The organism is Wolbachia endosymbiont of Folsomia candida (assembly GCF_001931755.2).
Classification (GTDB): domain Bacteria; phylum Pseudomonadota; class Alphaproteobacteria; order Rickettsiales; family Anaplasmataceae; genus Wolbachia.
Genome location: NZ_CP015510.2, coordinates 389,276 through 402,405, shown reverse-complemented (window position 1 = coordinate 402,405; position 13,130 = coordinate 389,276). Strand labels below are relative to the sequence as shown.

At 35.9% G+C, this 13,130-nt stretch carries 16 protein-coding genes and 2 pseudogenes; 16 read left to right on the top strand and 2 right to left on the bottom strand.

Features of this window, described 5'->3' with window-relative positions:
• Positions 1–2: 2 nt before the first annotated feature.
• The gene (locus ASM33_RS01930) at positions 3–605 is read right to left on the bottom strand and encodes an LssY C-terminal domain-containing protein (protein ID WP_257791008.1); all 603 of its coding nucleotides are present in this window, start codon (positions 603–605) and stop codon (positions 3–5) included.
• Positions 606–730: 125 nt separating this feature from the next.
• On the opposite strand from ASM33_RS01930, the gene radA reads away from it, so the two are divergent.
• Together radA and ASM33_RS01920 are read left to right on the top strand one after the other, a co-directional pair.
• Complete coding sequence (radA, locus tag ASM33_RS01925; RefSeq protein WP_110409289.1) at positions 731–2,077, top strand: DNA repair protein RadA; 1,347 nt, start codon at positions 731–733, stop codon at positions 2,075–2,077.
• 29 nt (positions 2,078–2,106) lie between these two features.
• On the top strand, positions 2,107–2,289 hold the full coding sequence (locus ASM33_RS01920; RefSeq protein WP_110409290.1) for a hypothetical protein: 183 nt from the start codon (positions 2,107–2,109) through the stop codon (positions 2,287–2,289).
• Here the strand turns inward: ASM33_RS01920 and ASM33_RS01915 are convergent.
• The gene (locus ASM33_RS01915; RefSeq protein ID WP_237342967.1) at positions 2,286–2,729 is read right to left on the bottom strand and encodes a DUF2163 domain-containing protein; all 444 of its coding nucleotides are present in this window, start codon (positions 2,727–2,729) and stop codon (positions 2,286–2,288) included. The genes ASM33_RS01920 and ASM33_RS01915 overlap by 4 nt on opposite strands.
• A 216-nt stretch (positions 2,730–2,945) precedes the next feature.
• On the opposite strand from ASM33_RS01915, the pseudogene ASM33_RS01910 reads away from it, so the two are divergent.
• The 14 genes and pseudogenes from ASM33_RS01910 to ASM33_RS01855 all read left to right on the top strand — a co-directional run.
• Positions 2,946–3,791: pseudogene (locus ASM33_RS01910) on the top strand (IS110 family RNA-guided transposase); the annotation flags it as partial.
• Complete coding sequence (locus ASM33_RS01905; RefSeq protein WP_338063652.1) at positions 3,716–4,108, top strand: DUF5372 family protein; 393 nt, start codon at positions 3,716–3,718, stop codon at positions 4,106–4,108. The pseudogene ASM33_RS01910 and the gene ASM33_RS01905, both read left to right, overlap by 76 nt.
• A 161-nt stretch (positions 4,109–4,269) precedes the next feature.
• Positions 4,270–6,363: a recombinase family protein gene (locus ASM33_RS01900; protein ID WP_110409291.1), complete on the top strand. Its 2,094-nt coding sequence runs from the start codon at positions 4,270–4,272 to the stop codon at positions 6,361–6,363.
• Between the two features lie 12 nt (positions 6,364–6,375).
• Positions 6,376–6,972, top strand: a pseudogene (locus tag ASM33_RS08505) (DUF4815 domain-containing protein); the annotation flags it as partial.
• Between the two features lie 36 nt (positions 6,973–7,008).
• Complete coding sequence (locus ASM33_RS01895) at positions 7,009–8,202, top strand: hypothetical protein (protein ID WP_110409293.1); 1,194 nt, start codon at positions 7,009–7,011, stop codon at positions 8,200–8,202.
• 4 nt (positions 8,203–8,206) lie between these two features.
• Complete coding sequence (locus tag ASM33_RS01890; protein WP_110409294.1) at positions 8,207–8,407, top strand: hypothetical protein; 201 nt, start codon at positions 8,207–8,209, stop codon at positions 8,405–8,407.
• Entirely contained in the window at positions 8,404–8,652 is a 249-nt protein-coding gene (locus tag ASM33_RS08655) for a hypothetical protein (protein ID WP_237342940.1), read from the top strand. The genes ASM33_RS01890 and ASM33_RS08655 overlap by 4 nt, the downstream gene beginning before the upstream one ends.
• Positions 8,652–9,755, top strand: coding sequence for a hypothetical protein (locus tag ASM33_RS01885; protein WP_237342939.1), 1,104 nt, complete (start codon positions 8,652–8,654; stop codon positions 9,753–9,755). The genes ASM33_RS08655 and ASM33_RS01885 overlap by 1 nt, the downstream gene beginning before the upstream one ends.
• 12 nt (positions 9,756–9,767) lie before the next feature.
• Positions 9,768–10,346, top strand: coding sequence for a hypothetical protein (locus ASM33_RS01880; protein ID WP_110409295.1), 579 nt, complete (start codon positions 9,768–9,770; stop codon positions 10,344–10,346).
• A gap of 131 nt (positions 10,347–10,477) precedes the next feature.
• Positions 10,478–11,653 (top strand): phage tail sheath subtilisin-like domain-containing protein, encoded by a 1,176-nt coding sequence (locus ASM33_RS01875; protein WP_110409296.1) that lies wholly within the window; start codon positions 10,478–10,480, stop codon positions 11,651–11,653.
• Positions 11,654–11,671: 18 nt separating this feature from the next.
• Positions 11,672–12,178 carry a phage major tail tube protein gene (locus ASM33_RS01870; RefSeq protein WP_110409297.1) on the top strand — a complete coding sequence of 169 codons (507 nt, stop codon included), beginning with the start codon at positions 11,672–11,674 and terminating at the stop codon, positions 12,176–12,178.
• 62 nt (positions 12,179–12,240) lie between these two features.
• The gene (locus ASM33_RS01865) at positions 12,241–12,450 is read left to right on the top strand and encodes a hypothetical protein (RefSeq protein ID WP_237342938.1); all 210 of its coding nucleotides are present in this window, start codon (positions 12,241–12,243) and stop codon (positions 12,448–12,450) included.
• Positions 12,434–12,715 (top strand): type II toxin-antitoxin system RelE family toxin, encoded by a 282-nt coding sequence (locus ASM33_RS01860; protein WP_110409298.1) that lies wholly within the window; start codon positions 12,434–12,436, stop codon positions 12,713–12,715. Before ASM33_RS01865 ends, ASM33_RS01860 begins: the two co-directional genes overlap by 17 nt.
• A gap of 78 nt (positions 12,716–12,793) precedes the next feature.
• Positions 12,794–13,051 (top strand): phage tail assembly protein, encoded by a 258-nt coding sequence (locus tag ASM33_RS01855; RefSeq protein WP_110409299.1) that lies wholly within the window; start codon positions 12,794–12,796, stop codon positions 13,049–13,051.
• Positions 13,052–13,130: the final 79 nt, after the last annotated feature.

The window sequence follows — 13,130 nt, the reverse complement described above, 5'->3', positions numbered from 1 at the left end:
GTTTAATTTTCCAATATAGCTAATTTTCCATCAGTGTAGTAATAATCACCTTCTCCATTTTTACCACATAATTTAGTTTGGAATTTATCTATCACTGTTGATTTGAATCCATGCTTTTTAAAGATTTTTACTATCATATTTCTTTCCTTATCCACATCAGGACTAATTTTATGGGTAAATTTCTTAGTAACACGGTTAAATTTAATTTTCTTATCAAATGATACAGCTCCTACCCATACTTCCTTATTGGATTTTTGTTCTGGAATTTTCCAAAATCTAACATGATGGCGTTTACGTGGACTTCCTCCATACTGAAGTTGATACGAGATGTCTTGCGGTTTGTTTAAATAATATAATTTACTAACCGGAGCTTTACGGTATGAAAGATTGAAAATACAGTCAAGTGCAATCCTCACGTTCTTAGATACACTAAGTTTATCTGCAACACTCCACCCTGCACTGGTGAAAGTTTTATGAATTCTTTCTTTACTTTCAACTATAACTATATTAACAGGATCACCGGCTGTTTTCCTATTTTTCATAGTCCTTTTCGGAATATCTTCTACGACTAAACCTTGACATGGTGAGCACAATAAGATAACCATGAAAGCAATACAATAATAATATAGCCTGCACATTTTTATATCCTTGAAATCAGCTTATTTGTTTTTACTTGATATGATATAAAAATTTATTAAACGTATCGTGTTGTGAAGGAGTCCTCATTTAGATGAAAACAATATATGTGTGTCAATCCTGCGGCCATACTACTGGTAGATGGGTAGGGAAATGCATTGCATGTGACAGTTGGGATACAGTTGTTGAAGAAATAGCAGTAAAAACTGATAAGAAAAATGTATCTGCACCAATTTTAATGAAAGCGTTGTCAGATAATGAAATTATCACTCCTGAACGTTTTTTAACTGGAATAGAAGAGCTGGATAGAGTTTTTGGTGGAGGCATTGTTCAAGGCGCTAGCATTTTAATTGGTGGTGAACCTGGAATTGGAAAGTCAACTCTTTTGCTAAGAATTGCAGCAAACCTTACACAATCTTCCTCTTTTGAATGTCTTTATGTATCTGGTGAAGAGTCTTTGGAACAGGTCAGTTTGAGAGCAAAGCGTCTTAAAATAAATGAACCGAAGATAAAGCTCTTATCTACAGTTTCCTCAACTGATGTGATAACAGCAGTAAAAGAAAATAAAAACGTTAAATTCTTAATAATTGACTCAATACAAACGATGTACGATAGCAGAGTAACATCTGCTCCAGGCACTGTAACTCAAGTGCGTACTTGTGCCCATGAGCTCACTGTTCTTGCTAAACAATATGGTGTTTCACTCCTAATAGTTGGCCATATTACTAAAGATGGACAAATAGCTGGACCAAAAACTTTAGAGCATATGGTGGATACGGTGTTATATTTTGAAGGTGAAAATAGCAATCAATACAGAATTTTGCGTACTATCAAAAATAGATTTGGCCCAGCAAATGAAATTGGTGTTTTTGAGATGTCTGAAGCTGGACTTGTGCCTGTTGATAATCCATCGTCATTATTTCTAATGGGAAATGGAACTCATGATAGAGAAGTAGTTGGCAGCGCAGTATTTGCAGGAATTGAGGGCTCAAGGCCAATTTTAATGGAAGTCCAAGCGCTGATAGCAGGCACGAATATGGCAACTCCAAGAAGAGCCGTGGTCGGATGGGATATTAATCGATTGGCTATGATTATTGCTGTACTAAACGCCCGTTGTAAAATATTCTTACATGATAAAGAGGTATACTTGAACATTGCAGGGGGGCTCAAAATACAGGAGCCATCAGCTGACCTTGCTGTTGCTGCTTCTCTAATTTCAAGTGTAGTAAATTTACCGCTGCCAGCTTCTGCAATAATCTGCGGCGAAGTTGCACTTTCAGGTGAAATTAGAAATATTTCGCATGCTGATTTAAGATTAAAAGAAGCGCAAAAGTTAGGATTTAAAAAAGCGATCATGCCTGAAAACGGTAATTACTCTTCTCATGATATTGAGATAATAAAACTTGGCCATGTTAGGGAACTGAGAAACATTTTTAGTTAGAGCTAAGATTTAGCAAGGTAACTAGGCAAATGTGGAGTAGACTTCTTTCGAAACTCGCTTGTGAGAGGCAAGTGCTAGAAGCATACGGAGCGGAAAACCGCAGTGTATTGAACATACATGAGGATTTGAGCACCGAAGCGACAACGCAATTTCCCACGGAAGTAGAGTTTCGAAAGAAGTCTGGTGTTTTGGCTAGTTCAACCAAAAATTAAGGAGTAGGGAGGAATGCGGGTATATAAGGTTCGCCATGAAAATTTATAGTGTTGTTAAATTTGCTTTTACACGTTGAAAATGTTTTATCGCAACCTGCAAGTATTGAATATTGATCTCCAGCAGAAATTTGATATGGGGGCGATGCAAACAATGTGATCACTTTGTTTTTATATTCTTTCACTACACCTTCGAACGCTACTGAGCCAGAAAATTTTACTATACCATGCTTATAATATTCATCGTTCTCAGTTAAATTTACATCCTCAAATCTTTTTTCGTCTATTACTTTAGTAACTGTACTGATTTTGCTAAATTTTTGAGTATCAGCCTTGCATTTATCATCGCAAAATTGTGCTCTGCATGTAGGGGAGTATAACTCTTGTACAGTTCTCTCTAGATGATATGAATAGTTATTGCTCGGTTGAGAGCATGAGAAGATAATAACTTCTCAGAGTGGATAGGTAGCAGGTTGGGCAAAGCTTGAGGCTCCCTCTGCTTTTATATGCAGTGAAAGAAGACCTCGTACTTTAGATTAACCGCACCTGCCACCGAAAACCATCGTGCGGCCCATAAAATTCGGTGACCGCGTATAGGAGTTTGGATCAACCGGCAATATTCTACTCTGATATATTATTATGCAATTGGAGGAAAAAGTATGCGTTACATTGGAGTTGATTTACATACAAATAGCTTCACTGCCTGTTATTTAGAGCAAGAAAAACCAGAATATATTCGCACGTTTCGCTTGCAGGATATAAACAATTTTATTGAGAATCTTCAGCCAACAGATGAAGTAGCTTTAGAAGCAACAGGTAACAGCTGTTTCTTTTATGATGAAGTGTTACCTTACGTCAAGCGTGTGGTAATAATTGCTCCTTTGCAATTCGAAGTTATTCGCCGTTCTGTACACAAGACAGATAAGCATGATGCAAGAGCTATTGCTTTTTTTCTAAGCAAGGATATGCTGCCTGAAGCAAGATGCAAAAACACACAATATCAGCAATTAGTTTCTCTTCTTAAAACAAGAGAACAGTTAGTAAAATCACGGATATCTTTGATTAACAAAATGCACAGTCTTTTTAATTACCACGGAATAAAAATTAAAAAGGAAGCACTGACAACCAAAACGGGGTTTAAACGTGCTATTCAAAAACATAATTGGTGTCATTTGGAAAAAGTTGAAATTGAAGTGATCAGCTATCACCTAGAAGCTATACGAGAAAGCCTCAAGAAACTTGAAAAGGAAATTGAAACTTTTGTTAAACAGCTTCCTGGATTTTATAATCTCATTAGCATTAAAGGCATTGGTGTAATTTCTGCAGCTGTTTTTATTACAACAATTGGTGATATTAATGACTTTCGCGATCCTGAAAAACTCACTGCTTATTTTGGAGTTGTACCATATGTTTCTCAATCTAATCAACAGTGCACGATTGGAAGGATTACCAAACGAGGGTCGAAAATGGCACGCACTGCTTTAATACAGTGTACTTGGGTTGCTCATGGTTAGAATTAACTGCACCTAAGTCCAGTCGATATTCGGGATACGCTACTATTACTCATCCATTCCATCCATGGAAGGGGAAAAGTTTTCAAATATTATCAACAAAAAACTTTAATAATCGGGATATATTTAGTTTGAAAACGTTGACGCGTGGTACAGTAGGCATTCCACGTGATTGGACAGACAAAGCAGATCCTAATCTTTATCAAACCCTTACTGATTTATCGCCTATTTTATCGTTTTCCCATCTTCAGCAGTTAGTTAAATTAGTTACCAATCTTGATCAAGCTAAAAATAGCAAAGAGGTTGATTAATGACTAACACAGAAACGATTATAGGAAAGAAATTATGCCATTGGAAGGAAAAACCTCCGTAATATCAGTAGATGCTACCAGGATAGCTATTTGTATAGCAAACATGTTGCATGAGTATTTAATAGTGGAACAACAATTGATTAAAACGGAGGATATTAATAATGACAGCACACAAAATTCAGAACCACCATATATTAAAACCAGCATACGTTTATTTAAGGCAATCAACAATGGGACAGGTAAGGCTCAATCAGGAGAGTACTGAAAGGCAGTATAAACTGAAAGATAAAGCGCAACAAATGGGATGGTCTCAGAATGCCATAAGAGTTTTAGATGATGATTTAGGGATTTCAGGAGCTCAAGCTAATAATCGAGAAGATTTTAAAATATTAGTTGCTGATGTATCAATGGGAAAAGTAGGAGCCGTGTTTGTACTGGAAGCGTCGAGATTATCTAGATCTTGCAGTGATTGGCATAGATTACTGGAATTATGTGCTTTAACAGATACATTGATTATAGATGAAGATGGTTGTTACAATCCTAATGACTTCAACGACCAATTGGTACTTGGGCTAAAAGGAACGATATCACACGCAGAGTTGCATTTCATCCGTGCTAGACTTTTAGGAGGTAAGGTAAATAAGGCTAAGAAAGGAGAGCTTCGATTTCCTCTCCCAGTAGGATTTTGCTATGATGATGAAGGTAATACTAGATTTGACGATAATGAGCAAGTAAGAAGTGTGATTCAATTATTGTTTAAAGTATTTAAAGAAAAGGGCAGTGCTTATGGAGTAGTACATCATTTTGGTAAGAACAAAATACAGTTTCCAAAACGAGCATATGGTGGTATTTGGAAAGGAAAGTTAATATGGGGAGCACTGACACATTCTAGGGTATGTTCAGTATTAAAAAACCCTTCTTATGCTGGAGCTTATGTTTATGGTCGCTTTAAATATCAGAAAAAATTATCAAGTACTGGATTGGTCAAGACAACAGTAGTTCGCCTACCGACAGAAGCCTGGCATACAATGATAAAAAACCACCACGAAGGTTATATAACGTGGGAAGAATATGTAGCAAATAAAAAGGTTTTAGCAAATAATCAAACCAGTGGAGAAGAGAATATGCTACCTACAGCAGTACGAGAAGGATTGGGATTATTGCAGGGATTATTAATTTGTAGTTACTGCGGCTGTCGTCTTACTGTAAGGTATAAGAGCAAAGGTGGTGTTCTTGCTGTTTATGAATGTAATTGGAAAAAGAAGTGGGGAGAAGATAGTAAGAGTTGTTTTTCTGTTTATGGAAATCCTCTGGATGAAGCTATCGTAAAAAGAGTATTGGAAGTCATGGAACCTGCGCAAATTGAGATTGCCGTAAAAGCATTTGAAGAATTGGAGCAACGAGGTCACATGCTAGATAAACAATGGCAAATGCAGATAAAAAGAGCAGATTATGAAGTACAACTGGCACAGAGACGTTATGAAGAAGTAGACCCATCAAATCGCCTAGTAGCTGGAACATTGGAGAAACGTTGGAACGAAGCTTTAATAGCATTGGAAGAAGCACAGAATCAATATGATGAATATAAGAAAAATGATGTACTTACAGCTACAAAACAACAAAAAGAGAAAGTGTTGGCACTAGCTCAGGACTTACCACGCTTATGGAATGCAGAATCAACAAGTGCAAGAGATCGAAAGCGTATTTTACGACTTCTAGTTAAGGATATTACTGTTGAAAAACTACGTAGTGAACAAAAAGCAGTACTACATATACGCTGGCAAACAAATGCTATAGAGGACTTAGAGGTGCAATTGCCAAAAAAATCCTATGACAGATGGAGGCATTCAGATGATATAATTGATCGGATAAGACAGCTATCGAAAACAATGACTGATGAACAAATTATTAGTTTGTTAAACCAAGAGGGGCTGACAACAAATAAAGGTAATCCTTTTACTATAAAAAGTATGAAATGGATTCGATTTAAACATAAGATCCCAGCACTATGTAATCAAAAATCTGAAGAAGAGTTATCAGTGAAACAAGTTGCAGAAAAATTCAATGTCAGTCATTACGTAGTACGTTATTGGATTGAACGTAAGTTTATTAATGCACGACGTATTGGTGAAAGGTTCTGGGTATCGATAAGTTTAGAACAAGAACTGGAGTTAAAAAAACGTATTGAGAGCTCTTCTAAAATAGCAATTGCAAGGTTGAAATCACAAAAACAAATTGAAGGAGGTGTATTATGAAGTTATCGTGCTCACGCTGTGCCTATGAATGATTTGGAGGCGATGAAAAAGGGAATAAATGATCTTTATGCTTTAGTTGCTACAGAACGTCTGCGTAATGATGCAAACTCAAGGGATCCAACTGCTAAAAAAGGAGTGTTTGTTGATCCATTCTTTGATGATGATATGCGTGATCAGGGAATAACGCAGACTGCAGCAATTGTTAACCGAGAGCTTACTTTACCAATTGAGGCAAAAGTTGTTGATGTTGATAAGAGTCAAAAACCTCAACTACTTCCATATGAACTTGAGCCAGTACTTGAACAACTTTTACAAACCACAGAAATGAAAATTAATCCTTATCAAGCTTTTGATCCCATTCCAGCTAAAGTTATTATTAATATGAATGTTGATCATTCTACAGAAATAAAAACTAATTGGTCAAGTCCAGTAACAAGAGAGTTTAGCACTACAATGAATTCAGAGACTACAGAGCTTTTATCAACTACATCAAAAGATGCTGAATTTATGAGAGAAGTAACCCAAAACTTTGAGATTGAAGGTTTTGCAGTTGGTGAAAAGCTTAAGGAATTAAAGTTTGATGGAATAGTTATTCAACCTCAAGCTTAATAAGAAATAAATGCCAAGAGAGAAAATATTGAAAATATGAATACCGCTGATCATCAAGGAAAAATAAAAGGAAGATTCACAGTTCCTGCTAATATCCCTGCCGGTACAAAACTTGTACAATTCTTTGGCGAAAAGGGAAGTTACGGTGAAGCAACTTATACTGGTAAAAAAACTATTACCATAGAAGAGCGAAGAAGAATCATAGCAACCAAACGTGTTGATCCTTTAGCACAAACATTTACTTTAGGTGAAAACAGGCATATTGCAGGAATTGATTTATGGTTTACGACTAGAGGTACAAAACGTGTTGCTCTTCAAATTCGTGAAACAGTTATTGGTGTGCCCTCGCAGACGGTAATTGCTGAGAGTTTTGTTGAGCCAGAGAGCATTAATACAAATGGCACAGCAACACGTATTGTTTGGTCTCCTGTCTTTTGCGAAGCAGGAAGAGAATATGCGATTGTCCTACTTACTGATGATAAAGATACTGCAGTAAAAATAGCAGAACTTGGAAAATATGATGCCGTAAACAGCCGTTGGGTTACAAGTCAGCCGTATCAAGTTGGAGTATTACTTTCATCAAGCAACGCAAGCACTTGGACTCCTCATCAAAATTTTGACCTTACTTTCCGACTTTTAGCGGCAAAGTTTACTGAAAATATTTCGACGTTTAATCTTGGAAAAGTAACAGCTAACAATGTTTCAGATTTAATTGTTTTGGCAAATATTGAAAAAGCAGGTTTTGATACTAATGCTGAATTTATTTTAACAGATACAGAAGGACAAGAGCATTTTCTATCTGATAATTTGCCTTTAGCATTGCGTTCAAGATTTGATGGAGAATTAACCGTAAAAGCAGCGCTGAAGGGGTCGGAAAAAAGAAGTCCGGTGCTTTATCCAGGAATACAAGTAGTGCTTGGCAATATTGGAGAAACTGCAGACTACATAACAAGAAGCATTACTGCAGGTTCCAACACTAAAATCACAATTACATATGATGCTATTATTCCTGGTACTGCAGATGTTAAAGCGTATATACAAAAAAATATTGAAAAGGAAGAATGGCAGTTAGTTAATTTAACAACGGGCAAACCTATAGGTGAAAATTGGGTGGAGAGAACTCATACATTGACGAACTTTAATGCCAATGAAACCAGAGTGAAATTAGTTTTAAGTGGAACAGTTTTATATCGTCCTAAAGTTAAATCCTTAAGAATTATAATAACATAAAAAAATGCCAAATGATCAGACAAATAGAGGATATCTTTTACCACACCCAGAGAATATTGCTTTCAAGGATGTGGTTCGTATCCGCACAACAATTGAGAAAGTAGATGATGATATTACCAAAAGAGAAAATGAACATATTAACCTTAAAGAAGCATTTGAACGATTTAGTTTTGAAACTTTTTTGAATTTTTGGAGCAATAAATGAGCATTACTAAAGAAGTGGTCGATGCTTTACACCAAAGAATTAAGGCTTTAGCAGTAGACAGCACACCTGATCAATTGGCATATCTTGCTAAATCTCTTGAATTAATAGTAGATAAGAGAACAATTTCTAATATTGTCCAAATGACTACTGTCAAAGAGATAATTGATGCACTACAAAAAAGGCTTAAGGACCTAGCAGCAGATAGCACTCCTGATCAGTTATTGCCAAAGCACTTGAATCAATAGTGGATAAAAGTGCAGTCTCTGATATTGTGCACATTACTGATAAAAAGTTAAATGAGCTTCTAAATAGTGCAAAATCACACTTAAATACCCTCAGTGCCAATAAAGAAAACTCTGTATCAGTTATAACTGCAGCAAAGACTGAGTCTCTAGATGAAATCAATACGCTTAGGGCTAATTCCTTAGACGCCTTAAAAACCTCATCAGATTCATATATATCGTTACTTGATACGAGGAAGGATGCCAACATTGCAGCAATTAATAGTGTGGGTAATGATCATAGAGATGCTCTGAAAGGTGTAGTAGAAGGTTTTCGTGCTGTTAATGATGTTCCAAGTGGTTCATCAATCATGAAAGAAGTAAGGAATCGAAATATGGTTGAACCTGAATCATTACCTTTTTTGTTTGGTGTTCTCGGTAGATTTAATGATGCTAACAGGGGCCATGGTCACTTTAAGAGTGAATTAGGACAGTGGTATAAAGATACAACACAAACTAACCATATGCTTAGTTTGCTTGCAGGTACTCATACATATAATACAAGTTATGTCGGCTTTTATCGACCACCAAGTATATATTTTTTGCAAGGTAAGGACGGTACATTTATTTATAGAGAGTCGTATGTACGTTATACTGGCGCTTTTTCTGATTCGATTTCTTACCCATATGCACTACTTGGAGCAATATTCATAAAAAATACTACTAAAGCAGATATAACCAGGGTGTTAAATTTTGTTGGTTCATCGTATTGGGATTCACAGTATGAAGGCGCAGGTATGTTTGTTGGTACACCTGATAATACGAACACTAATCAAGAAGAGATTTCAACAATTATCTGGAAAAATGTTTATAACAATTCATCTTCTAGTGAGGGTTTTGCTGATTCATGCAGTGTTATTGCTCCAGCAGAAAAAACAGTAGTAGTCTTATTTTACTCATCACCATACCATTATGGAATGCTTACTTCTCATGCTCAGTTTATGCAATGGGGAATATATAGCTTCCGCAGTAATTTTTTAACCACAGGACTTGAAGTTGATGTAGAGAGAACACTCAAAGCTTGGCAGTGCCCAGGCTTAGAACATTCATATCAAATTTGGAATTGATAAGGGGGAAAAATGACAATTTATATCCGTTTTGAAAACGACAAACAAGTTGAAACAACAACACTTGAAAATAAGCCAGAAGGAATCGGTTGGCATGAAGCTCCAGAAAGTTTTGATTGGCAGAAAAGTTATTGTTTAACAGAGGGAGGGGAAATTGCTGAACGTAGTGAAAAAGATATTGAAGATGAGTTACTACAAAATGCGAAATTTTCTGTACTTTCTAATCTCGATATTTATTTTAATAACTATACTAACCAATACACAGGCAATTCTCATCAAAAAGCTAAGTCATATGAAATACAAGAAAAAGCTGCGGAGAACATTTTAGTAGCCGAAGAAGCAAATCAGCCCTTACATAGTAAAGATACAGAGATTATTGAACCTCTAGCAAAAATCCGTGGCATTTCAGTTATTGAGATGGCAAAACTTATTCAAGATAAAGCAAAAAAAGCAGTGAAGGTCGTAGCAAAGTGTGAAGAATTAGAAGATTTAGCTAAAAAAAGAATAAAAGAAGCGAAGACCAAAGAAGAACTGCAAAATTTTCTTAAGCATTTTGAGCAAGAGATAGAAAATTCTCTAGCAAATTTATAAAGATAAAAAGAAAGATTCCCAAATTATAGGACCTCTAGCAAGAATCCTTATCTATAGCCCAAATAGCAAAAGGCGAAAAAACTTCTTAAGCAATTTTAAACAACAAATCTCTAGCAAATTTATAGGAAAAAATGACAGAAAAGTTTTTACATGGAGTCAATGTTATTGAAGTAACTTCTGGCCCAAAAACAATTAGAACAAGTAAATCATCAGTAATTGGTATTATTGGTACAGCACCAGATAGTGACGCAGAAAAATTTCCACTAAATAAACCAGTTCTTATAACGGGAAGTCTAAAAGAAGCAGCAAAACTCGGTAATAAAGGAACTCTTCCATCTGCAATAAGCTCAATCTTTTCACAAATTGGTGCGACAGTAGTAGTTATTAGAGTTGAAGAGAGTGAAATAATTAAAAATATCATCGGTGGAGTTGATTCAGAAACTGGAGAATATCAAGGGATAGAGGCTTTCCTCAGTAGTGAAAGTATAGTCCATGTTGCGCCAAGAATCCTTATTGCTCCAGGATTTACTCACCAACTACCAGAAGCTGAAGATGGAGAAGGGTCGAAAAATCCAGTAGTAGCAGCATTAATAGGGGTAGCAGAGAAGCTAAGAGCTATAATAGTAGCAGATGGACCAAATACCAATGATGAAGAAGCAATCAAATGGAGAAAAAGTGTTGGCAGCAGCAGAGTATACATTGTTGATCCATGGGCGAAAGTGTTCACTAATGGGAAAGAAGAGATTTTGCCTTCTAGCCCGTTTGTTGCTGGCTTAATTGCTAAAATAGACAATGAACATGGATTTTGGTGGTCACCATCCAATCAAGAGATTAATGGTATTGTTGGAACTAGCCGTCCAGTTGATTTTACTCTAGGTGACTCAAACTGCAGAGCAAATCACTTAAATGAAAATGAAGTTGCAACAATTATTCACCAAAATGGCTATAAACTATGGGGAAATAGAACCTGCTCAAGTGATTCAAAATGGGCTTTTTTGTCAGTCAGACGCACAGCTGATCTAATTAACGATAGTCTTCTTCGAGCACATCTCTGGGCAGTTGACCGCAATATCACTAAAACCTACATGGATGATGTAATTGAGGGGGTGAATTCTTACCTGGCAAGTTTAAAAGCCCAAGGAGCTATTATCAGTGGAAAGTGTTACGTATCACCAGAGCTAAATACACCAGCTAATATTGCAAGTGGAAGAGTATTTTTTGATTTTGAATTTACGCCACCATATCCCGCTGAGCAGATTACGTTTAGGTCGCGTCTGGTTAACAATGAAATAGAAAAATATAGTTAATTTTATAAAGGAGAAAAAATGCTGCCAAAAATCTTAAAGAATTTTAATGTATTCGTTGATGGTCGTGGTTATGCCGGTCGTATTGATGAAATAACCTTGCCAAAGCTTACCATAAAAACAGAAGAGTATCGCGCTGGTGGTATGGATATCCCAATAAATATCGATATGGGCATGGAAAAGTTGGAAGCTGAATTTACTTTTTCTGAATATGATACAGAGTTATTCAGGCTTTTCGGCTTAATAGATGGGAATTCAGTATCTCTGACACTTCGAGGTGGATTACAAGGCAGTGGTATCAATAATATCGAAGGAGTAATCATTAATCTCAGGGGAATATTCAGAGAATTTGACTTTGGTAGTTGGAAACCTGGTGAGAAAGCAACACTCAAATGCACTGTCGCTGCTCATTATTATAAACTCACCATTGGTGACAAAGAACTTATTGAGATTGATGCTGAAAATATGATTCGAAAGATAAATGGTGTTGATCAGATGGCTTTACTACAAACAATTTTAGGTATATGATAAAAGTTGACAAAATGACGTAAAAGTGTTAAAATACATCAACTTATAAGTTAGGTAATACTATGGCTGAAATGAATCATAAAACTCATGAGGATCTTGAAAATCAGTTGAATGATTTACTTGTTAATATTGCTCAGTCTCAAAACAAATCTGTTCTAAAACTATTAACCGAGTTAATGGGAGAGGAAATTGAGGATATAGAATTATCTAAAATTGCTGGTGAACGCTATAAAGAGAAAAGAATAAGACATCAAGATGCCTTCTGGGATTAGGCCATATAATATAGATTACTCAGAATCTGTTATAAAGAAAGATATTCCAGCACTTCCAAAAAAGATAAAATCAATTATTGAAAAGGCAATAATGGAACGTCTTACGGTTGAGCCGATAGGACTTGGAAAACCTTTGCGCCATGATTTAAGTGGACAGTACAGTTTAAGGGTAAGTACTTATCGTATACTGTACTATATAGACGCTCCAGCACATACGGTAGTAATTACTTCAATTGAACACAGAAAAGATTCTTATCAAAGCTAACAATTCTTACTTTTTAAGAAAGTTAGTCATGTAAAAGTCAATGTAGGCTTTTATTTAATTAACTTTTTGAGGAAAAACATGCAAACAATTACACTAAACAATCCAATTACAGTTGATGGAATTTCTGTTTCAGAGCTAACTATCAGACGTCCAAAAGTAAGGGATTACCTAGCAATTGAGCGCCTTAATGGTAGTGATCTGAGTAAAGAAGTGACCCTAACTGCAAATCTAGCCTCTGTTACAAAAGAAGCAATCGAAGAATTAGATATTGCAGATTATGTAAAAGCACAAGAGATCTTAAAGGATTTTTTTTCACCAATTATCCAAAGGACTTAAGGCTAAACGTATTAATGCTCAGCTCTATCACAGGCGGTGGGGTTGAGCAAATACTCAACATGGAAATTAGTGAATTTAT